Origin of the sequence: Nocardioides sp. NPDC058538 (assembly GCF_042719275.1) — a bacterium.
In the GTDB taxonomy this organism is placed as follows: domain Bacteria; phylum Actinomycetota; class Actinomycetes; order Propionibacteriales; family Nocardioidaceae; genus Nocardioides.
In genome coordinates this window covers 135,491-154,824 of sequence record NZ_JBHXNY010000005.1, presented here as the reverse complement: position 1 = coordinate 154,824, position 19,334 = coordinate 135,491, and the positions used below count along the sequence as shown (strand labels likewise).

Here is a 19,334-nt window from a genome sequence, read left to right as displayed (position 1 = left end):
AATTTTGCTGGGTCACCCTCCAGAGTGCGCCCCTTCGCGGCCGGACGCAACAGGCAATCAGACGTCGGCGGGTCGCTCGTTGTAGACCCCGGCCACATCCTGGCCGCTCAGCGCCGCGATCGCCTGCATGACCTCGTCGGTGAGCGCCCGGCGGGCCTTGCCGAGAGGTACGCCGTCGAAGCGCCCGGCCACCTGGATCGGCTGCCCGAACTCGACGGTGACCTTCGCCAGCCGCGGCAGGCTCGACCCGACCGGCTGGAGCTCCGCGGTCCCCCGCAGACCCACCGGCACCACGGGCACGCCGGCGGTCAGCGCCAGGTGGGCCACCCCCGTGCGTCCGCGGTAGAGCCGGCCGTCGCGCGACCGGGTGCCCTCCGGGTAGATCCCGAACGCCTCACCCTTGTTGAGGACCTCCAGAGCCACCTCCAGCGAGCCGAGCGCGGCCTGCGGGTCGTCGCGGTCCACGGGCAGCATGCCCAGGCCCTCGAACCACGCCCGCTGGGCAGCACCCTTGAGGCCGGTGCCGGTGAAGTAGTCGGACTTGGCCAGGAAGTGCACCGGCCGGGGCGAGACCGACGGGATCACGATCGAGTCGGCGAAGCTGAGGTGATTGCTGGCCAGGAGCACGCCACCGGTGCGCGGGACGTTCTCCGCCCCCGTCACCGTGGGACGCCAGACGGCCCGTAGAAGGGGTGGCACGACGGCGTGGAGGACGCGATACATCACGTGCTCATCGTAGGCGGCAGCCACAGCGCCGCGCGCAGGTCCACCGCCCCCGAGACGCGGCGCGGGGTGCCCTCCTCGAGATACGCCTGCCGCGCCTCCTCGCCGTGGGAGGCGGGGAGCGAGCCATCGGCCCGCACCACCCGCCACCACGGCATTCCCGCGCCCTCGCGCGCCATCACCGAGCCGACCTGCCGAGGCCCGCCTCCGAACTCGTCGAAGAGGGCATCGGCGATCGCGCCGTACGTCGTCACCTGCCCGCGTGGGATCTGCTCGACAAGACGCAGAACGGCTTCTACGTACGCCTCCCGGTCCGTCATGCCGGGCACATTAGCGCGGTGCTACAGGATGGGGCTGAACGGCTCCGTGCCCTGGACCAGACGCAGACCGGAGATGCCCGAGTTCGCCTGGGCGTACTTCAGCTCGAGGTCCATGTCACCGATGTTGTTGGACCCGGCGAGCGGAAGCAGACCCAGGGTCGACAGCGTCCCGACCGCCTTACCGTCGGCGTTCAAGAAGCCGGAGCCGGAGTCACCGGGGATGCCGGGGGTGAGGTTGTAGAGCGGGTGCGACCAGCGGGTGCCGTTGACGCTGTCACCGAGGGAGAGGCCGATCTTCGGCGAGAGCAGGTCCAGGTCGGCGCGCACCGAGGAGTTGCCGTAGGAGTAGACCTTGTCGCCGGCGACGGTGCCGTCGGTGTCGATGCCCGTCGGACCGCCCCAGATCGGCACGCTCGGGTTGACCTTGCCGGCGTCGGCGGCGTTCACCTTGACCAGGGCGAAGTCGTTGTAGGCGCAGGTGTTCTCGTCCTTCGTGCCCGACTTCTGCATGGTCAGCCAGGACGAGTACGCCAGCTTGCCCTTGCCCAGCACGGTGCCCTCGCTCAGCAGGGAGCCGCCCTCGTTGAAGGTGACCTCGGTGCCCAGCGGAAGCGACTTGGCGGCACACCCGTTGGTGTCCGTGGCCTCACCGAGACCCGCGCAGTGGGCGGCGTAGCCGACGTAGACGTTCGCGGCGGAGTCGGCGAAGACGAAGTTGGCGGTGCACTGGGCACCACCGGTGTACATCTGCACGCCCGGGGTGATGGTGGCCGTGTCGGCCGGGGCCCAGGCGTGGGCCGCGGACGGGATCAGGGCCGGGACGAGCGCGGCGGTCAGGGTGCCGGCGGCGACGGCTGCGGCGCGGCGTACGGAACGGCGAGTGCGGAGCATGTGGGGGCCTCGGTCTGTAGGTGATGTGACTCACAAGTAACGAGGCTCGACTGGTCTGGGTTACGGGACGGCGACCACCACGGTGTTGCCCTGGAACGAGGTGCCGTCCCAGTCGTCGCACGTCACCACGACCAGCCTCGGCTCGCCGTCGGTGTCGAAGAGCCTCTCGCTGCGCTTGGCGACCTGCTCCTTGGAGAGGTCGCGCACCGACCGGACGGTGTAGCTGAACTCCTCGGCCTTGGTCCGCACGACGATCTCGTCGCCCTCGTTCACCTCGCCCAGCCGGTCGAGGATGCCGCCGCCGTTGTGCAGGGTGTGGCCGACGATCAGCACCGAGCCGTCATCGGCCCCGGGCTTCGCGCCGCCCTTCCACCAGCCCATGAGCGAGGCATCGGCGGGCGGGGTGAGCGTGCCGCCCTCCATGGCCAGCGGCACCACGTCGGCATGCACGTTGAGCGACTCGATCGAGACGCCGCGTACCTTGCCCTTCTTCTTCGGCACCTCGGCCAGCGCCTCGGCCGGGATCGAGGAGGTCGTCCCAGGCGGGGTCGCGTTGGTCTTCTTCGCGTCGTCGAGCTTGGTGTAGTAGTCGTAGGCGGCATAGCCGAGCACAGCGACCGCGACCACGAGGACGACGACGAAGATCTCGCCGAGGAAGGTCCTCAGGCTGGGTTGACCGTTGCTCACTCGGCCGAGCGTGCCACAGCCTCAGCCCGTTTGCGACGTACGGCCAGTCCGGCCCCCGCCCCCATCAGCAGAGCACCGACCCCGGCGAAGACATAGGACGGAGGTACGCCAGGGGTCGGGTCCGCGACGTTCGACTCCAGCCTCTCCGGGTCGATCGCAGAGCCTACGGCCGCGCCGGAGGCCGGCTCCGGGGCCTGGTCGCTCGCGTTGGCAGGGGCACCGAGAAACAGTCCGCCGGCCAGGGTGGCACCGGCGAGCGTCGCGCTGAGACGAGCGCGTGTGGACAACGTCGAATCCTCCGAGGTTCGGGCATTGATGCAACTCCGCCCCCCGCAGCTGCGATCGCAAAACTATCGGTATCGCCACGTACAGATAAAGCCAGCGGCGGCCCCAGAGGAGCCACCGCTGGCCAACAGTTCAGTAATGCTCAGCTGTACCGATTCAGTACGAGGGCTGCGACGGGTCGATCTGGTTGACCCATGCCACCACGCCACCACCGACGTGGACCGCGTCCGCGTAGCCGGCGCCCTTGGCGATCGCGAGCACCTCGGCGCTGCGTACGCCGCTCTTGCAGTGGAACACGAGCGGCTTGGCACCGTCGCCGGTGAGCTCGGCGACCTGCGGGATCGCGTTGCCGTTGAGGAACTCGCCCTTGGGGATCAGGACGGCGCCAGGGATCTGGTTGATCTCGTACTCGTTCGGCTCGCGCACGTCGACGAGGACGAAGTCACGGCTGCCCTCCTCGCGCTCCTTGATCATCTCGGAGAGCTGGTTGACCGAGATGGTCGAGCCGGCCGCGGCGTCGGCCGCCTCGGTGGAGATCGCACCGCAGAAGGCGTCGTAGTCGATCAGGTCGGTGACCGTCGGGTTCTCGCCGCACAGCGCGCAGTTGGGGTCCTTGCGGACCTTCAGCTTGCGGTACTCCATCTCGAGTGCGTCGTAGATCATCAGCTTGCCGACCAGCGGCTCGCCGATGCCGGTCAGCATCTTGATGGCCTCGTTGACCTGGATCGAGCCGATCGAGGCGCAGAGCACGCCCAGCACGCCGCCCTCGGCGCAGGAGGGGACCATGCCCGGGGGCGGGGGCTCCGGGTAGAGGCAGCGGTAGCACGGGGCGTCGTCGGTCAGGGTCGGCGCGAACACCGACGCCTGTCCGTCGAACCGGTAGATCGAGCCCCAGACGTACGGGATGCCCAGGAAGTACGCCGCGTCGTTGACCATGTAGCGGGTCGCGAAGTTGTCGGTGCCGTCGACGATCAGGTCGTAGCCGGTGAAGATCTCGCGCACGTTGTCGTTGTCGAGCCGCACGTCGTGCAGCACGATGTTGACGTACGGGTTGACCTCCTTGATCGCCGCCGCGGCGGATTCGGCCTTCGGCTGGCCCACCGTCGACTGCTTGTGGATGATCTGGCGCTGCAGGTTGGACTCGTCGACCTCGTCGAACTCGACGATGCCGAGGGTGCCGACGCCTGCCGCGGCCAGGTAGAGCAGGGCGGGCGAGCCGAGACCGCCGGCGCCGATGACCAGCACCTTGGCGTTCTTCAGGCGCTTCTGCCCGGCCATGCCGACGTCGGGGATGATGAGGTGGCGGCTGTAACGGCGCACCTCGTCGATCGTCAGCTCGTCAGCGGGCTCCACGAGCGGGGCTAGGGACACAACTGCTCCTCAGTTCGGGCGTACGTATGCCTACTTGAACACCGCAGGCACTCCTCCATGTTCCCTCATCCGTGGACGAGACGACGACGCGTCCCGCGATCCGAGTACCAGCGGGTAGGCTGCTGGGGTGACCACGCACCAATCCGAGCTCGACCCCACTCGACCGCGAGGGGCGAGACTGCCCCGGACGGAACGACGAGCCCAGCTTCTCGATTCCGCCCTCGAGGTCTTCGTCGCCTACGGCTTCCACGCCGCCGCGATGGATGACATCGCCGAGAGGGCAGGGGTCTCGAAGCCCGTTCTCTACCAGCACTTCCCCGGCAAGCTCGACCTCTACCTGGCCCTGCTGGAGAAGTCCGCGAACGAGATCATCGATCGCTGCCGGGAGGCCTTGGCGTCGACCGATGAGAACAAGGAACGTGTGGCCCGCACGGTCGAGGTCTTCTACGACTACGTGGCCTCCGAGTCCGGCGCCTTCCGGCTCGTCTTCGAGTCCGACCTCACCAACGACCCCGCCGTACGCGAGCAGGTCGACCGGGTCACCAACGAGTGCGCCGAGGTGATCGCTGAGGTGATCGCCGAGGACACCGGCTTCGCTCCCACCGCCTCCCACCTGCTCGCCGTGGGTCTGGTCGGCCAGATCCAGGTCAGCGCTCGCTACTGGCTCCACAACAACGGCGAGCTCTCCCAGGCCGACGCGGCTCGTCTCGTCGCCGGGCTCGCTTGGCGCGGCATCGGCGGCTACCCCAAGACTGATTGATTCCGCTCGTAGCGCAACGGCGGGGTTCCTCACGGTCCGTGTGAGAGGATTCCGGAGCATTGATCGACCCATCGCAAGGAGGACCCGTGGAGGTCAAGATCGGCGTCCAGCAGGCCGCCCGTGAGCTTGTCGTAGAGACCGAGGAGTCCAGCGAATCGGTGGAGAAGCTCATCGCCGACGCCCTCGGCGGCGGCGCTGTGCTCGCTTTGACCGACAGCAAGGGCCGCAAGGTCATCGTCCCGACCGAGAAGCTCGCCTACATCGAGATCGGCCCGGCCAAGGTCGGCAAGGTCGGCTTCGCCGGCTGAACCACTCCGGGCTGCACTACCACTCAGGGATGGCCCTGATTCCGGTGACGAACTTCCGGTTTTGAGCCATGTTGTCCGTGCATTCCAGTCCCAACAGGTGCAATATCAAACGATGGGCGCATTCATGGCGCCACTCACAACCTGAAGGGAAAAGGCATGATCTCAACGATCCTCGTCACCCTCATCGGCGGCGTCATCATTGGTGCCCTCGGCAAGTTCTTCGCGCCGGGCGATAAGGACAACATTCCGTTCTGGCTGACGATTGTCTGCGGTATCGGCGGCATGCTGATCGGCAGCTTCATCTACTGGTTCGTCTTCGGCCAGAACAACGGGCCGTTCGACGGCCATGCGGCTACGTGGGACAACGCAACCAACGGCATCGACTGGTGGCGTCACATCTGGCAGGTCGTGATCGCCGCCGTTCTGGTGGTCGTCGCCTCCGGTGTCACCGGAAAGTCCAAGGCCTGAGCCTCGTCCAGGTCACCTCGAAGCGGTCCCGCCCCTTGTGGGCGGGGCCGCTTCTGTTGTGCGGTGGCACCGGCGCCTCACCAGTTGGGCTGCGCCGGCGGCTCCGGCGGGACCACGTCCGGCGGCCGGATGACGTAGACGATCCGGCCGGAGCGGGCCCAGGCACGGTCGAGCTCGCCGAGGTCGTACGTCGCCCGCACCTCGGCATCGCTGACGATCCTGTGGGAGGCGGGGTCGTGGACGACTGGGTCGCCACCCTCGTCGAAGCCGGTCAGCACGAGCAGATGACCGTTGGTGACGTAACCAGCGCCGGTCAGCTCGCCGGCCTGGTGCGAGACGGCCAGCACGAGCGGGATCCCGGCCTCGAGGAACCGGGCTGCCTCGGCGAAGGAGCGGAGCCTGGTGACGTACGCGACCAGCCCCCGGGCGCCCGCATAGGCGGTGTTGAAGGCCCAGTTGCCGGCGCCACCGAAGGACTCGTCGTAGACCTCCCGGACGGTGAACGGCACCTGCGGGTCGGGGGTCTCGTAGTCCACCCAGGCCGTCTCGGCGGCCGTCGGCCCGGCGCCCCAGAAGTCGGCGATCATCGCGGTCGAGGCGGCGCTGCACCAGGACTGTCCGCCACCGTCCCAGTGCGGATAGCGGTCACGGTGAAGCTGCTGCGAATAGGCGGGTACGCCACCCACCACCGTCCCGCGAGGCACGGCCCCCGGGGCCGGCGCCGAGTCCCGGGCGTCGGCCGAGACGATCGCCCCGAGCAGGCTCGCCCGCGGCTGGCTCCCGGCGGGGCCGTGCAGGCTCATCCGCAACGAGAACTGCGTGAACCTGCGCCCGTCCCGCCCCAGGATGGTGTCGTCCGAAGCGACTGCGACCGGGTCGTCCTGACCGGCGACGGAGGTGGAGGTGAAGGCCGGGTCCGAGGACCAGCGAGCGAGCACCAGCCAGCCGCTCCGCTCCCCCGACTCGGCGACCACTTGAGCCGCGACCTCCACCCAGGTCCCGGGTGGGGTCACAACGTTCCAGGAGGCGACCAGCTCGTCGAAGCAGAACCCAGGGCTGACCTCGGAAGACGTCCACACACCGGCTTCGGGGACGATCTGCGTCCCTGCCCAGCCGGTCCAGCGGATGTCAGTGCTCAAGCCCGAGCTTGCCCATTCGCTCGACGTGACGCTGGGTGAGCCGGGTGAGCATCTCGCCGATGGCGCCGAGGTCGAGACCGGGGAGGTGGTCACCGGCGATCAGCTCGCTGAGCCCCTCGCGGGTGGCGGCGACCTGCTGCGCCTGGGTGATCGCCTCGCCCATGAGGCGGCGGCCCCACAGCGCCAGGCGTCCGCCGATGAGGTGATCTGCCTCGATGCCGGCCCGCACCCGGTCGACGATGAAGTCGGCCCGCCCGGCGTCCTCGAGGGTGGTGACCACGAGCTTGTGGGTGTCCTCGTCGAGGAAGCCGGCGACCTCGCGGTAGAAGTCGTTGGCGAGTCCGTCACCGACGTACGCCTTGACCAGCGACTCCCACCAGTCCGCGGGCTTGGTGTGGATGTGGAACTCGTCGAACCCCTCGCGCAGCGGCTCCATGGCCGCGTACGGGTCGGTGCCGAGCTCCACCAGCCGGTCGAGGACCGGCTGGATCTTGGCGTGCTGGGCAGCCGCCATCGCGAGCAGAGCCGTCTTGTCCTCCAGCGAGGGCGCCATCTTGGCGTCGTCGGTCAGCCGCTCGACAGCCGAGACCTCGCCATAGGCGACTGCTCCGAGAAGGTCGATGACGGCGGCCTTGTAAACAGGATCACCGAACGGATCCTGAGGACCCGTGAACTCTGACGATGCAACCACAGGAGAACCCTACCGATAGAATGCCTTTTGACCGACCCAGCGCCGCTGTAATGCACTTCATATCGCGGTGGTCTGGTTCCCGTATGTGCGCGGCGTGGCACTCGCTTGGCAAGCTCGAGACACCCGTGAGTCGCTCGCCGCATTCGATGAGACAAGCGAGTAGCGACGAATCATGACAACGTTCAAGGAGCTCGGGGTTCATCCCGAGATCTGCGCTCCCCTCGAGCGCAAAGGCATCACCACCCCCTTCGCCATCCAGGAGATGACCCTCTCGGTCGCCCTGCAGGGCACCGACCTGATCGGCCAGGCCCGCACCGGCTCCGGCAAGACGCTGGCCTTCGGCATCCCGGTGGTGCAGCGCAGCGTGTCCCCCAAGGACCGCGACTACATCGACCTTCCGCAGGGCAAGCCGCAGGCTCTGATCGTGGCTCCGACCCGCGAGCTGGCCATGCAGGTCTCCGCCGAGATCTCGATGATCTCCGTGGACCGCGGCCTCCGCGTGCTGACCGTCTACGGCGGCGCGGGCTACGACCCCCAGATCGACGCGCTGGAGAAGGGCGTCGACATCGTGGTCGGCACCCCCGGCCGCCTGATCGACCTGGCCAACCGGAAGGTCCTCGACCTCTCCCACGTGCACGCCCTCGTCCTCGACGAGGCCGACGAGATGCTCGACCTCGGGTTCCTGCCCGACGTGGAGAAGCTCGTCACCCTCACCCCGGAGACCCGCCAGACGCTGCTCTTCTCGGCCACCATGCCGGGTGCGATCGTGGCGCTGGCGCGCTCCTACATGCGCCACCCGATGAACATCCGCGCCGAGTCCGCGAGCGAGCGCGAGACGGTGCCCGCCACGGCACAGTTCGTCTACCAGGCCCACGACCTCGACAAGCCCGAGATGATCGGCCGCCTGCTGCAGTGCGAGGACCACGACAAGGTCGTCGTCTTCGCCCGGACCAAGCGGCAGGCGCAGCGTGTGGCCGACGACCTCGCCGACCGTGGTTTCCCGGCCTCTCCGCTGCACGGCGACATGCAGCAGGCCGCCCGCGAGCGGGTGATGCAGAAGTTCCGTGACGGCAAGGTCGAGGTCCTGGTCGCCACCGACGTCGCCGCCCGCGGCATCGACGTCACCGGCGTCTCCCACGTGGTCAACTACACGACTCCTGACGACGAGAAGACCTACGTCCACCGCATCGGCCGCACCGGCCGGGCCGGCGCCTCCGGTGTCGCGGTCACGTTCGTCGACTGGGCCGACCTCCACAAGTGGAAGATGATCAACAAGGCTCTCGACCTTCCCTTCGACGAGCCGCAGGAGACCTACTCCTCTTCGGAGCACTTCCTCCACGACATGGGCATCCCGAAGGGCACCAAGGGCCGGATCAAGGCCGCTGCGCCCGCGAAGCCCAAGGACAAGGACTCCGACAAGGACGGTGAGAAGCGCGAGCGCGCTCCCCGCAACCGCGACCGTCAGCGCACCCGTTCCCGCAGTGGCCAGGTCGTCGACAAGTCCGCTGCTCCGGCGGCCGCCGAGTCCACCAGGCCCGTCGAGGGCGAGACCGGCTCCGAGGGCTCCGCGCCCCGTCGTCGCCGTCGCCGTCGTTCTTCGGGCGGTTCCGCCCCCAAGGCCGACGCCTGAGCCTGCCTGATCCCGCTAGGGAATCACGACCACCTTGGTGCCGAGCCGCGCGAAGCGCCACATCGCCTTCGCGTCCGGCTCGGCCTGGCGGATGCACCCGTGCGACAGCGGGGTGCCGAGCTGGTCGCGGGTCTGCACGCGCTTGCCCTTGTCCACCGGGATGTTGTGGAAGCCGATCGCGGCGCGGGGGCCCTTGGTGAAGCGTACGAACCACTTCATCCGGCCCGAGTCGTCGATCCCCCTCGCGTGCTCGGAGCGGGAGAAGACCTTGTAGGTGCCGGGCTCGAGGTTGTCGTAGATGCTGCCCGAGACCGGATACGTACGCCGCGTCCGGTCGGCCGCGGACACGATCCAGACCCGCTGACGGCTGATCGAGAAGACGGCCCGGCGACCGGTGCCGGAGTCGTCTGGAAGCACCTTCTCAGCGGCGGCGGTCCGCGCATCGATGTGACGGTCGATCGCGGCCTCACGCTGGCTGTCGTGCGGCCAGACCGGGGTGCGTGCCCCGGCGTCCGCGCCCAGCTTCATCCCGCTGTCTGCCACGCTGGGCCGGCCGTTGGCCACCGGCTCGGCGATGACCTCGATCCCGACGTACAGACCGGCCGACGTCAGCAAGGAGGCTGCGAAGAGCATCTTGGTGCGCCGGAGAGGCCTAGATCTCATGTGGCGCGCAGTGCGGCTCACTTCTTCATCACGCGCCCGAGTCCCCCTACGAAATCCACGTCGAACATCATCCAAACACGTATCACCGCAAGTCAACTGTCACACGACAGACAGAAACCGTGATTCCGCGCACGAACCGACGGCCCGGCGCCTGGATCCCTCGCGCGAGCGATGGTGGCAGGATTGCCTCATGTCGAACCCCACCTCCCTGGTCACCGGCGCAACCGCCGGCATCGGACTCGCCTTCGCCCAGCAGCTCGCCGCCCGCGGACACGACCTCGTCCTCGTCGCCCGTGACGAGGAGCGCCTCGACGGCGTCGCCAAGAACCTGACGGACGCTCACGGCATCGGGGTCGAGGTGCTCCGCGCCGATCTGACCGACAGCGCCGATCTGGCCAAGGTCGAGGCCCGCCTGGCCGACGCCGACCACCCGGTCGACCTGCTGGTCAACAATGCCGGTCACGGCCTCAAGCACCGTTTCCTCGACAACACCGCCGACGAGGAGACCGCGATGGCGGAGGTGCTCGTCATTGCCCCGCTGCGCCTCTCCCACGCCGCGCTGGGCGCCCAGGCGGCCCGCGGCCACGGCGGCATCATCAACGTCGGCTCGGTCGCCTCGTACCTCCCCCGCGGCACCTATTCGGCCGCCAAGGCGTGGATCAACTCCTTCACGGAGTGGGCCCACAACGAGTACGCCGGCCAGGGCATCAAGGTGATGGCCCTGCTGCCGGGGTTCACCAAGACCGAGTTCCACGAGCGCCTCGGCTCCGGCTACGACTCGGCCCCCTCCTGGATGTGGCTCGACGTCAACGATCTGGTCCGCGAGGCGCTCGAGGACTACGACGCCGACAAGACCTTCTCGATCCCGAGCAAGCGCTACAAAGCCCTGGCCACCATGGCGCGGGTCGTCCCGTCCGGCGTACTCCAGAAGTTCCAGTCGCTGGGCCGCAAGTAGCCCGGCAGAGTCAGGCGTTCGCGATGAAGGTCGTGACCGCGTCGGCGACCATCTGAACGGCGATCGCGGAGAGGAGCAGGCCGGCGATCCTGGTGATGAGCAGGACGCCGGACTCCTTGAGGACCTTGAGGATCGGGATGGAGAAGATCATCGCGATCAGGAGGGCGAGGTGGACGACGACGAGCCCAAGGCCCAGCCCGAAGCCGTCCGCGACGGAGTCGACCTCCTGGGTGAAGACCATCGTGGCGACGATCGCGCCGGGACCGGCCAGGAGCGGGGTGCCGAGCGGCACCATGGCAACGTTGGCTCCGGCGGCGGCGACGGGGTCGTCGAAGTTGTCGGTGAGCAGCTCGAGAGCGACCAGCAGCAGGAGCAGGCCGCCGGCGCACTGCAGCGCCTCGAGCGAGATGTGCAGGAAGTGCAGAATCGCCTGCCCGAAGAGCGCGAAGATCGTGATCACCAGGAACGAGACCGCGACCGCGAGGAGCGCCGCCCGGCGCTGCTTGCCCGGGGACTGTCCCGCGGTCAGCGAGAGGAAGATCGGGATCGTGCCGACCGGGTCCATGATCACGAAGAGCGTCACGAACGTGGAGACGAAGATCTCGGTCAACGTACGACCTCGGGGGTGGCCCGTCCGGAGGCGGCCGCGGCCGCGGCGGCGCGCTCCAGGAGCCGCTCGTACTCAGCGGGTGCAGTGGTGTTCACTCCCAGATGGTGACCCACCTTCCCGGTGCCGTGGTAATCGCTGGATCCGGTCACCACGAGGTCGAGATTGCGGGCGATCACCCGCAGCTTCTCGCGCACTTCCGGGCTGTGATCCTGGTGGTCGACCTCGAGCCCGGACAGGCCCGCGTCGACCAATGCGGAGAGGGCTGCCTCGTCGGGCTGCTCGCGTCCGGACCGGCCCCATGGGTGGGCGATCACGGTGACTCCTCCGGCAGCGGCGACGGTGCGGATCATCGGCTCGAGCGGGGCCGCGTAACGGCTGACGTTCGCCGGTTTGCCGGCCCCGAGGTAGCGGTTGAACGCCTCGTCGCGGCTGCGCACGTACCCCTTCGCGACGAGCGCGTCGGCCAGGTGCGGGCGCCCGGAGGCGGCGGCATCACCGGAGACGGCCGCGACGTCCTCGAGCGACACCTCGATGCCGAGCCGTGCCAGCCGGGCCAGCATCAGCGGCAACCGTCCGTCCCGGCCGGCCAGGATTCGGTCGAGCTCGGCAACCAGCAGCGGATGGGTCCGGTCGGGCAGGTAGGCCAGCAGGTGCACGCTTTGGCCGACGTAGTCGGTGCTGATCTCCATGCCGCGCACCAGCTCGATCCCGGCCTCGGCGGCAGCAGCGGTCGCCTCGTCCCAGCTGTCAGCGGTGTCGTGGTCGGTGATGGCGACGACGTCGAGCTCCGCGGCCAACGCCTGCTGGACCAGCTCGGTGGGCGAATCGGTCCCGTCGCTCACTCGCGAGTGAGTATGGAGGTCGATGCGCACCCGCCCATCCTAGGGCGACTTCCACCAAGATCCACCGGGCCCACCGAAGGGCAGCTCGACCATCTGTACCCCCAGGTCCCCGACCTGGCGCAGGTGCCAGCCGTCCTGGAGCATCAGCATCGCCGTGGCCGGGCGGAAGACCAGCCACAGCCAGCGACCGGCGGCCTCGCCGACGACCACGGACCGTTCCCACTCCTCGGCGCCGTTGGTCCACTGGGTGATCGGCCACAGCGGCACCAGCTGCCGCTGCCCGGCGACCCGGACCCTCGTCGTGGGCGGGCCGGCACAGGCGTCGATGCCCGGGTCCGGTCCTTCCGTACGCGCGCACCGCGCGCCCAGCCCGACGCCGGCCTCCTCGGTGACGACGGTCATCTCGACCGGTCCGTCGTCGGGGGTCACACCCGTCAGCGTGAGCAGCGTCGCCGCCCCCTTGTTCTCGTCGCCGACCACGGCGAGGTCGGCGATCGACCAGCCCGACTCGACCGGCCAGGGAACGTAGGTGGGCACCTCACCGGCCAGCGAGAGGACCTGCACCAGGTCCTCGTAGGAGGCCGCATCGGATCGCCACACCGGCGTCACGACACCATGCTCGGGACACGACTTGCTGCCGCCGGCACCGATGCTCGCCACCGGCGTCGCGCAGCGTGGACAGCCCACCGCAAGAGCCACCCCACTACGGTGACCCGTGGCATCCGTCTGGTCAAGCGTCGGAGGTGACTATGTGTTCCAGAGCTTGACGACCGGCTGCCCGTGATGGGCGTCCAGCATCGAGACGGTCGCGGTGTCGAGCCGGAAGAGCCGGCCCTCGGTGACCGGGAGTCCCAGCCACACCGCGGCCAGGGCGCACAGCGCGTGTCCGTGGGAGAAGACCAGGGTGTCGCCGTCGCGCTCGCGCGCGGCGGAGACGACCCGGCCCAGCCTCTCCTGGACGGCGGCCGCGGGCTCTCCGCCGGGGGTCTTTCCGGTCCACAGGCTCCAGCCGGGGTCGGTGCGGTGGATCTCGTCGGTGGTGATGCCCTCGTAGTCGCCGTAGTCCCACTCGACCAGGTCGTCGGTGACGACTGCGTCGGGGAAGCCCGCGAGCTCAGCCGTACGCAGCGCCCGCTGCCGCGGGGAGGTCAGCACCGCGGCGTACTCCTGGTCCTGGAGGCGTGAGGCGAGCACCTTGGCGGCCTCCTCCCCCTCGGGCAGGAGGGGAAGGTCGGTGTGGGAGGTGTGCCGGCCGTTGAGGGACCACTCGGTGGTGCCGTGCCTGACGAGGTAGAGGGCCATGCCCCCATCCAACCAGCCGTCCGCCCTGCCGCTGTCTCACGCCCGAGTGATGAACCGGTTGACCTCGCGGACGAAGAGGTTGGGCGCGAGGTCGGCGGCGGTCGAGAGGGCCCTGGCCGGGAAGCCGACCGTGGTGTGCACCTTCGGCAGCCGGAACAGGCCCTTGCGGGGCTGTGCCATCTCCCAGACCTGGTCGGCGACGTCCTCGACGGTGAGCCGGATGCCCAGGGTCTCGTGGGAGGAGGCGGCGTTGCCGTCGAGCAGGGCGGTCTTCACCCACAGCGGCCAGACCGCCTGCACCCGGATGCCCTCCTTGCGCCACTCCAGCTCCAGCGCCTCGGTGAGTCCGCGGACGGCGTACTTCGATGCGCTGTAGGAGGCGATCTCCGGCTGCCCGTAGATCGCGCTCGCGCTGCAGACGTTGATGACGCCGGACCCGGGCGTGGCCCGGAGATAGGGGTAGGCGGTGTGGCAGCCGTTGATCACGCCGTTGACGTTGATCTCGATGGTCTGGTGGTGCTGGGCCAGGTCGACCTCGGCCAGGCGGCCGGCACGCAGGATGCCGGCGTTGTTGACCAGCAGGTCGAGGCGACCGCCGGCGGCGGTGGCGAACTCCTCCAGCGCCGCGTTCCAGGACGCCGGGTCGGTGACGTCGAGCGTGCCGCCGATGGCCGATTCGGAGCCGAGGAGAGCCGCGACGTCGCGGGCCAGGTCGGCGTCGATGTCGTAGATCCCGACGAACCAGCCCTGCGCCGCGAACTTCTCGACGATCGCCTTGCCGATCCCCTGGGCCGAGCCGGAGACGAAGAGTGCCTTCTTCACTGCCATGACGTGTCCTTACGCAGGAATGAGCGCCCAGTAGTCGAGGTCGAGCAGCACCCCGGGGGCGTACTTCGCCGCTTGTCCTGAGCCTGTCGAAGGGTCCTCGCCGCGCAGGGTCATCGACTCGTCGCGTCCCTTGGTGGCGACCAGACGCAGGCGGAGGGCGCCGACACCGGGAGCGTCGGTCTCGACTCGGTCGAGCACCTCGGACCAGGCGTAGACGGTGTCGCCGGCGAAGGCCGGAGAGGTGTGGGCGCCGGCGTTGATCGCGGCGACGAGTTGGGCGTTGGCGAGGCCGTTGAACGAGAGCGCACGGGCCAGCGAGATGATGTGGCCGCCGTAGACGAGGTTACGGCCGTCGGGCCGGGCCTCGACGTTGAAGTGCACCTTCGCGGTGTTCTGCCACAGCCGAGTCGCCTGCTGGTGCTCGGACTCGGTGAGGGTGACCCCGTCGACATGGTCGATCTTCTCGCCGACCTCGTAGTCGGCCAGCCGGTGCGGCTCACCGGCGGCGGTGAAGTCGTACGCGGAGAAGTCCAGGCCCTTGGGCACGATCAGGTTCTTGGCGTCGACCGCCTTGGCCAGCTCCGGGATCACGGTCTCGGGCGCGGCGGCCGCCTGGTTCCGCTTGTGCACCATCACCCAGCGCGCCCAGTCGATGGCGACCTCGCCGCGCTGGTTGGTGGCGGTCGAGCGTACGTAGACGACGCCGGACTTGCCGTTGGAGTTCTGCTTGAGGCCGATGACCTCGGACTTCGTCGAGAGCGTGTCGCCCGGCACCACCGGCCGGTGGAAGCGGCACTCGGCGTAGCCGAGGTTGGCGACCGCGTTCAGCGACACGTCCGGGACGGTCTTGCCGAAGGCGATGTGGAAGCCGATCAGCTCCTCGACAGGGTGCTGCTCGAGCCCGACGGAGGCCGCGAACGCAGCGCTCGAGGGCACCGCGAAGCGGGTCGGGTAGAGCGACCCGTACGCAGCCCGGTCGCCCTCGGTCACCGTGCGCGGCGTGGCGTGCTCGATGACCTGGCCGACCTGGAAGTCCTCGAAGAAGTTGCCGGGGTTCGTCTTGCTCATCTGCGGCCTCTCGTCGGTGAGTGCGTGGATTACCGGACGGTAACCTAGTTCAGACGATCCCGTGGAGGCGTTCCGGGATGCGTAACAGCGGCTGGTTGCGGAGGTTGTCGATGTGGCCCGGGCCGACGGCGCGGTGCACTCCGTCCTCCTCGCGGACGAGCCTGGCCGGCAGGACCGAGGCCGGGTCGAACTCCTCGACGTCGGCGCTCACCGAGGCGGTCGCGGTGGTCAGCAGGTCGGCCAGATCGTCACCGGAGCGTCCCCACGAGCTGCCCTTGCCGCGACCCACCGCCTTGGCGAGCTCGTTGCGGCGGTCGGCCTGCCGGCGCAGCAGATCCAGGTCGGCGAACTTCATGTGGAGCATGAACAGCCCGGGATCGGGCACGTACGGCGCCTTGACCCCGTGGGAGGCGAGCGTCCACGCGGCCGGCACCCGCTTGACCGACGGCTTGCACATCAACGGCGCGAACTGGGCGTACGCCCGCTGGCCGACGATCGGCTTGCCGCTGACCAGCGGTCCCTCGACCGCGGTGTGGTGGACGACGTTGAGGGCGAACGGGGCGATCACCTGCTCGGGCCGCCGGCCCAGGTAGTCGGACAGGTTGGCGTACCTCGCCGGGTCCGGGACCAGGAACTCGTCCACGTCGGTGAAGATGACCACGTCGTAGATCCCCAGGAGACCGTGGGCGACCCCACTGGCCAGGCCCATCCGGCCGGCCTCGAAGTTGCCCTTCCGGAAGCCCGGCAGGCGCTGGACCGTGCATGAGAGGCCGTCGGTGGAACCGTCGGTCGAACCGTCGTCGAAGACGATCAGGTTCTCGTGACCCGCCGCTCGGCCGTAGTGGTCGACCCAGCGGGCGAGCATCTCGCCCTCGTCGCGGGCGATCGTGAGCACCGCGATCCGTGGCGGCGCGGCCGACGTGCCGCCCGCCTCCTCGACGAGTCTGCGACGACGGCGCAGGCTCCAGCTGCTTGACAAAGGGTCCCCCGAATATGTGTGTGTTGAGGTCCTACGTGCGGACCAGCTCCTCTCGCCGAACGGACCACTCCACGAGGTCGGCCAGGGCGGAGACGGCGCGCGCCGGGGCCTTGCGGCCCTCCCCCGGGTCGATGGCCTCACCTGGGATGGTCGGGTCGGCGAGCTTCTTGTTGAGGTCCGTACGCAGCGCAGCATAGGAAGCCACCGCGGCGTCTCGAACCTGCTTGTCGGTGACCTTGCGCGGGTCGATCCCGCGTACGTCCACAGGAGCCAGGTCATCGAGATCCCCGTGGATGGTCGCGTCCAGACCGCTCAGCTCGGCTGCCTGGTCGCGGGTGAACGATGCCGTCCAGCGCGGTGCCTGGAGCCCGATACGCGGGTCGTCGACCGACAGCTCCGGCATCAGCCGCTTGCCGAGGACGTGCTTGCGCAGCCCCATCGCCGCCGGGTAGGCCAGGCCACGCCGGTCCAGCTCGGCGTTGAGGCCGCGCAGCACCTCGACGGTCGCCGAGCCGAGGGAGGTGTTCTTCGGCGGCGGGCTCTTCATCCCCTCGGGATCGAAGCCCATCGCCACGCCGAAACGCTCCAGCAGCAGGGTCGCCGGACTGCCGGGAGGCGGCACGGTGACCAGGTGCAGAGGCCCGGCCTGGCCCCACCGCCGGGCGATGGAGACCATGTCCTGCTCGCCCCAGAACCGCTTGCCGGGCCCGGAGCGACGGCGCTCGGGAGCGCCCGGACGGCTCCTGTTGACAGCGGTGAGGAAGTCCGCCCAGGTCCAGTCCACACCGTTCTGGACGAGCTCCTGCCACATCGACGGGATCTGCCGGTTGATGTCACGCAGCGAGAGCACGATCTCCGGAGTCACACCCGCGAAGCTCGTCGCCACCCGCTCGACCGTCTCCGGCCCGACCGGCGCGAGCAGCTCGACAGAGATCAGCGCCGTGCCGTCCCACTCGTCGACCTCGGCGACCAGACGGTCCCAGGCCCCGGCGACCGAGTTCCCCTGCGGGTGCTTCCGGCGGCCCTTCACGTCGAGAACGGCCTCGATCTGGTTGCGCCAGCGCGCGCCGGGAACCAGGAACCCACGCTCCGCGAGGAGAGCCTTGTTCTTGTACAGGGCACCCTGCAGATATGTCGTCCCCGACTTCATCGCCCCGACATGGAGCACTACGCGGCGCGCCAACTTCTCGTTACCTCTCGACCAGACCGACCCGACACCCCCGAAGGGGCATCGTAGCGTCAGGAGCCGCCGCCACCCGCCTTCCGGCGGTGCATCTTCGGTGCGCCGCCGACTACCTCGGACCCGTGCGCCTTCTCCTTGGCCCCGGCACTCTCTGCGTGTGCGTGGTCCTGGTTGTTCTTCTTGTCCAGCGCCTCGCGCATCTTGGCTTTGAGATCGTCGTTGGTCATAGCTCTCCCTGCATCGGCGTTGCTGGATCGTTGGTCGGGCAGACCCCAACCTACGACAACGACAACGACGAAACCTCAGGTTTTCCGGACGAGACCGTAGAAGTGGGCGACGAAACCACTGTCTCGTCGCCCACTTCTACAGATTCGGCGGAAGGTCCGGCCGAAGGATCAGGACTTGTAGTCCTTGAGCAGCGATCGGCCGATGATCATCTTCTGGATGTCGCTGGTGCCCTCACCGATCAGCATGAACTTGACCTCACGCATGATCCGCTCGATCTCGTACTCCTTGGAGTAGCCGTAGCCACCGTGGATGCGGAAGGAGTCCTCCACGACCTCGTTGGCGTACTCGGAGGCGACCATCTTGGCCATCCCGGCCTCCACGTCCATCCGCTTGCCGGTGTCCTTCAGACGCGCGGCGCGGACCATCATGTTGTGGGAGACCTCGACCTTGGTGCCCATCTCCGCCAGACGGAACAGGATGGCCTGGTGCTCGGCGATCTTCTTGCCGAAGGTCTGGCGCTGCTGGGAGTAGGCGATGCCGAGCTCGAAGCCACGGATCGCCAGGCCGCAGGCGCGGGCGGCGACGTTGACCCGGCCGACCTCGACGCCGTCCATCATCTGGAAGAAGCCCTTGCCCGGGGCCCCACCGAGGATCTGGTCGGCCGAGATCTTGTGACGCTCGAAGATCATCTCGGTCGTGTCGATGCCCTTGTAGCCCATCTTGTCGATCTTGCCGGGCACGGTCACGCCCTGGGCGGTCTCGCCGAAGCCGGGGGTCTTCTCCACCAGGAAGGTGGTCATGTTCTTGTAGACGCTCTCGGCGCCCTCGTCGGTCTTGGTCAGCACCGCGACCAGGGTGGAGGAGCCACCGTTGGTCAGCCACATCTTCTGGCCGGTGATCTCGTAGGACCCATCAGCCTGCTTGGTCGCCTTGGTCGAGACCGCGGAGACGTCGGAGCCGAGACCCGGCTCGGACATCGAGAACGCACCGCGTACCTCGCCGGTGGCCATCTTCGGCAGGTACTTCTGTTTCTGCTCCTCGGTGCCGTGCTGCATCAGCATGTAGGCCACGATGAAGTGGGTGTTGATCACACCGCTCACACTCATCCAGCCGCGCGCGATCTCCTCGACACACAGCGCGTAGGTCAGCAGCGACTCACCCAGCCCGCCGTACTCCTCCGGGATCATCAGGCCGAAGATGCCGAGCTCCTTGAGGCCCTCGACGATCTCGGTCGGGTACTCATCGGCGTGCTCCAGCTCCTGGGCCACCGGGATGACCTTCTCGTCCACGAACTGACGGACGGTCTTCAGGATCTCTTCCTGGATGTCGGTGAGACCTTCGGTCTCGGCAAGGCGACCCATGCTGTACTCCTAACTCGGTGGTCGAGCCTGTCGAGACCACCA

The 19,334-nt window shown here is 68.6% G+C and carries 24 protein-coding genes; 5 read left to right on the top strand and 19 right to left on the bottom strand.

Going from position 1 to position 19,334, the window contains the following annotated elements:
- Nucleotides 1-57: 57 nt before the first annotated feature.
- The 6 genes from ACFWQC_RS06760 to moeZ all read right to left on the bottom strand — a co-directional run bounded on the left by ACFWQC_RS06760 (nt 58) and on the right by moeZ (nt 4,277).
- The gene (locus ACFWQC_RS06760) at nt 58-723 is read right to left on the bottom strand and encodes a lysophospholipid acyltransferase family protein (protein ID WP_378675075.1); all 666 of its coding nucleotides are present in this window, start codon (nt 721-723) and stop codon (nt 58-60) included.
- Nucleotides 723-1,043, bottom strand: coding sequence for an MGMT family protein (locus tag ACFWQC_RS06755; RefSeq protein WP_350659408.1), 321 nt, complete (start codon nt 1,041-1,043; stop codon nt 723-725). Before ACFWQC_RS06755 ends, ACFWQC_RS06760 begins: the two co-directional genes overlap by 1 nt.
- Before the next feature lie 21 nt (nt 1,044-1,064).
- Nucleotides 1,065-1,934: a hypothetical protein gene (locus ACFWQC_RS06750; RefSeq protein WP_378674863.1), complete on the bottom strand. Its 870-nt coding sequence runs from the start codon at nt 1,932-1,934 to the stop codon at nt 1,065-1,067.
- Nucleotides 1,935-1,994: 60 nt separating this feature from the next.
- Nucleotides 1,995-2,621 (bottom strand): class F sortase, encoded by a 627-nt coding sequence (locus tag ACFWQC_RS06745; protein WP_378674861.1) that lies wholly within the window; start codon nt 2,619-2,621, stop codon nt 1,995-1,997.
- Nucleotides 2,618-2,908: a hypothetical protein gene (locus ACFWQC_RS06740; RefSeq protein ID WP_355021584.1), complete on the bottom strand. Its 291-nt coding sequence runs from the start codon at nt 2,906-2,908 to the stop codon at nt 2,618-2,620. The genes ACFWQC_RS06745 and ACFWQC_RS06740 overlap by 4 nt, the downstream gene beginning before the upstream one ends.
- A gap of 154 nt (nt 2,909-3,062) precedes the next feature.
- The gene (gene moeZ / locus ACFWQC_RS06735) at nt 3,063-4,277 is read right to left on the bottom strand and encodes an adenylyltransferase/sulfurtransferase MoeZ (RefSeq protein WP_355021583.1); all 1,215 of its coding nucleotides are present in this window, start codon (nt 4,275-4,277) and stop codon (nt 3,063-3,065) included.
- 127 nt (nt 4,278-4,404) lie between these two features.
- Between moeZ and ACFWQC_RS06730 the strand changes: the two genes are divergently transcribed.
- The 3 genes from ACFWQC_RS06730 (at nt 4,405) to ACFWQC_RS06720 (ending at nt 5,813) form a co-directional block, all read left to right on the top strand.
- Nucleotides 4,405-5,037 (top strand): TetR/AcrR family transcriptional regulator, encoded by a 633-nt coding sequence (locus ACFWQC_RS06730; RefSeq protein ID WP_328529078.1) that lies wholly within the window; start codon nt 4,405-4,407, stop codon nt 5,035-5,037.
- A gap of 86 nt (nt 5,038-5,123) precedes the next feature.
- Nucleotides 5,124-5,345, top strand: a complete 222-nt coding sequence (locus tag ACFWQC_RS06725) for a DUF3107 domain-containing protein (protein WP_091052608.1) — start codon at nt 5,124-5,126, stop codon at nt 5,343-5,345.
- Nucleotides 5,346-5,501: 156 nt separating this feature from the next.
- A complete protein-coding gene (locus ACFWQC_RS06720; RefSeq protein WP_160027379.1) occupies nt 5,502-5,813 on the top strand; it encodes a hypothetical protein in 312 nt (103 codons plus the stop codon).
- Between the two features lie 77 nt (nt 5,814-5,890).
- Here the strand turns inward: ACFWQC_RS06720 and ACFWQC_RS06715 are convergent, their stop codons facing one another.
- Both ACFWQC_RS06715 and ACFWQC_RS06710 read right to left on the bottom strand, forming a co-directional pair.
- A complete protein-coding gene (locus ACFWQC_RS06715; protein WP_378674855.1) occupies nt 5,891-6,952 on the bottom strand; it encodes a C39 family peptidase in 1,062 nt (353 codons plus the stop codon).
- Complete coding sequence (locus ACFWQC_RS06710) at nt 6,942-7,643, bottom strand: ferritin-like fold-containing protein (protein ID WP_355021581.1); 702 nt, start codon at nt 7,641-7,643, stop codon at nt 6,942-6,944. The genes ACFWQC_RS06715 and ACFWQC_RS06710 overlap by 11 nt, the downstream gene beginning before the upstream one ends.
- 172 nt (nt 7,644-7,815) lie before the next feature.
- Here ACFWQC_RS06710 and ACFWQC_RS06705 point away from each other — a divergent pair, with 172 nt between their 5' ends.
- The gene (locus ACFWQC_RS06705; protein ID WP_378674852.1) at nt 7,816-9,273 is read left to right on the top strand and encodes a DEAD/DEAH box helicase; all 1,458 of its coding nucleotides are present in this window, start codon (nt 7,816-7,818) and stop codon (nt 9,271-9,273) included.
- Nucleotides 9,274-9,288: 15 nt separating this feature from the next.
- Here the strand turns inward: ACFWQC_RS06705 and ACFWQC_RS06700 are convergent, their stop codons facing one another.
- Nucleotides 9,289-9,936, bottom strand: a complete 648-nt coding sequence (locus tag ACFWQC_RS06700; RefSeq protein WP_378674849.1) for a L,D-transpeptidase — start codon at nt 9,934-9,936, stop codon at nt 9,289-9,291.
- A gap of 190 nt (nt 9,937-10,126) precedes the next feature.
- Between ACFWQC_RS06700 and ACFWQC_RS06695 the strand changes: the two genes are divergently transcribed.
- The gene (locus tag ACFWQC_RS06695) at nt 10,127-10,891 is read left to right on the top strand and encodes an SDR family NAD(P)-dependent oxidoreductase (protein WP_378674847.1); all 765 of its coding nucleotides are present in this window, start codon (nt 10,127-10,129) and stop codon (nt 10,889-10,891) included.
- Nucleotides 10,892-10,901: 10 nt separating this feature from the next.
- Here the strand turns inward: ACFWQC_RS06695 and ACFWQC_RS06690 are convergent, their stop codons facing one another.
- The 10 genes from ACFWQC_RS06690 to ACFWQC_RS06645 all read right to left on the bottom strand — a co-directional run bounded on the left by ACFWQC_RS06690 (nt 10,902) and on the right by ACFWQC_RS06645 (nt 19,292).
- The gene (locus ACFWQC_RS06690) at nt 10,902-11,501 is read right to left on the bottom strand and encodes a MarC family protein (RefSeq protein WP_378674844.1); all 600 of its coding nucleotides are present in this window, start codon (nt 11,499-11,501) and stop codon (nt 10,902-10,904) included.
- Entirely contained in the window at nt 11,498-12,373 is an 876-nt protein-coding gene (locus tag ACFWQC_RS06685; RefSeq protein WP_378674841.1) for a PHP domain-containing protein, read from the bottom strand. The genes ACFWQC_RS06690 and ACFWQC_RS06685 overlap by 4 nt, the downstream gene beginning before the upstream one ends.
- Nucleotides 12,374-12,382: 9 nt before the next feature.
- The gene (locus tag ACFWQC_RS06680; protein ID WP_378674838.1) at nt 12,383-13,042 is read right to left on the bottom strand and encodes a DUF6758 family protein; all 660 of its coding nucleotides are present in this window, start codon (nt 13,040-13,042) and stop codon (nt 12,383-12,385) included.
- A 48-nt stretch (nt 13,043-13,090) separates the two neighbouring features.
- Complete coding sequence (locus ACFWQC_RS06675) at nt 13,091-13,645, bottom strand: histidine phosphatase family protein (RefSeq protein WP_378674835.1); 555 nt, start codon at nt 13,643-13,645, stop codon at nt 13,091-13,093.
- A gap of 36 nt (nt 13,646-13,681) precedes the next feature.
- Entirely contained in the window at nt 13,682-14,473 is a 792-nt protein-coding gene (locus ACFWQC_RS06670) for an SDR family oxidoreductase (RefSeq protein ID WP_378674832.1), read from the bottom strand.
- A gap of 9 nt (nt 14,474-14,482) precedes the next feature.
- Entirely contained in the window at nt 14,483-15,541 is a 1,059-nt protein-coding gene (locus ACFWQC_RS06665) for a MaoC family dehydratase (protein ID WP_378674829.1), read from the bottom strand.
- Between the two features lie 49 nt (nt 15,542-15,590).
- Nucleotides 15,591-16,520 carry a glycosyltransferase family 2 protein gene (locus ACFWQC_RS06660; protein ID WP_378674826.1) on the bottom strand — a complete coding sequence of 310 codons (930 nt, stop codon included), beginning with the start codon at nt 16,518-16,520 and terminating at the stop codon, nt 15,591-15,593.
- Nucleotides 16,521-16,551: 31 nt separating this feature from the next.
- Nucleotides 16,552-17,703 carry a hypothetical protein gene (locus tag ACFWQC_RS06655; protein ID WP_378674823.1) on the bottom strand — a complete coding sequence of 384 codons (1,152 nt, stop codon included), beginning with the start codon at nt 17,701-17,703 and terminating at the stop codon, nt 16,552-16,554.
- A gap of 56 nt (nt 17,704-17,759) precedes the next feature.
- Nucleotides 17,760-17,930 carry a DUF5302 domain-containing protein gene (locus ACFWQC_RS06650; protein WP_378674820.1) on the bottom strand — a complete coding sequence of 57 codons (171 nt, stop codon included), beginning with the start codon at nt 17,928-17,930 and terminating at the stop codon, nt 17,760-17,762.
- A gap of 168 nt (nt 17,931-18,098) precedes the next feature.
- Nucleotides 18,099-19,292 carry an acyl-CoA dehydrogenase family protein gene (locus ACFWQC_RS06645; protein WP_378674817.1) on the bottom strand — a complete coding sequence of 398 codons (1,194 nt, stop codon included), beginning with the start codon at nt 19,290-19,292 and terminating at the stop codon, nt 18,099-18,101.
- Nucleotides 19,293-19,334 lie beyond the last annotated feature (42 nt).

What these genes read in the sequence shown, in the direction of transcription:
- ACFWQC_RS06645 (WP_378674817.1), bottom strand. Translation starts at nt 19,292, where the DNA reads ATGGGTCGCCTTGCCGAGACCGAAGGTCTCACCGACATCCAGGAAGAG.
- ACFWQC_RS06705 (WP_378674852.1), top strand. Translation starts at nt 7,816, where the DNA reads ATGACAACGTTCAAGGAGCTCGGGGTTCATCCCGAGATCTGCGCTCCC.
- ACFWQC_RS06695 (WP_378674847.1), top strand. Translation starts at nt 10,127, where the DNA reads ATGTCGAACCCCACCTCCCTGGTCACCGGCGCAACCGCCGGCATCGGA.
- ACFWQC_RS06670 (WP_378674832.1), bottom strand. Translation starts at nt 14,473, where the DNA reads ATGGCAGTGAAGAAGGCACTCTTCGTCTCCGGCTCGGCCCAGGGGATC.
- ACFWQC_RS06755 (WP_350659408.1), bottom strand. Translation starts at nt 1,043, where the DNA reads ATGACGGACCGGGAGGCGTACGTAGAAGCCGTTCTGCGTCTTGTCGAG.
- ACFWQC_RS06720 (WP_160027379.1), top strand. Translation starts at nt 5,502, where the DNA reads ATGATCTCAACGATCCTCGTCACCCTCATCGGCGGCGTCATCATTGGT.
- ACFWQC_RS06700 (WP_378674849.1), bottom strand. Translation starts at nt 9,936, where the DNA reads ATGAGATCTAGGCCTCTCCGGCGCACCAAGATGCTCTTCGCAGCCTCC.
- ACFWQC_RS06650 (WP_378674820.1), bottom strand. Translation starts at nt 17,930, where the DNA reads ATGACCAACGACGATCTCAAAGCCAAGATGCGCGAGGCGCTGGACAAG.
- ACFWQC_RS06760 (WP_378675075.1), bottom strand. Translation starts at nt 723, where the DNA reads ATGTATCGCGTCCTCCACGCCGTCGTGCCACCCCTTCTACGGGCCGTC.
- ACFWQC_RS06750 (WP_378674863.1), bottom strand. Translation starts at nt 1,934, where the DNA reads ATGCTCCGCACTCGCCGTTCCGTACGCCGCGCCGCAGCCGTCGCCGCC.
- ACFWQC_RS06675 (WP_378674835.1), bottom strand. Translation starts at nt 13,645, where the DNA reads ATGGCCCTCTACCTCGTCAGGCACGGCACCACCGAGTGGTCCCTCAAC.
- ACFWQC_RS06665 (WP_378674829.1), bottom strand. Translation starts at nt 15,541, where the DNA reads ATGAGCAAGACGAACCCCGGCAACTTCTTCGAGGACTTCCAGGTCGGC.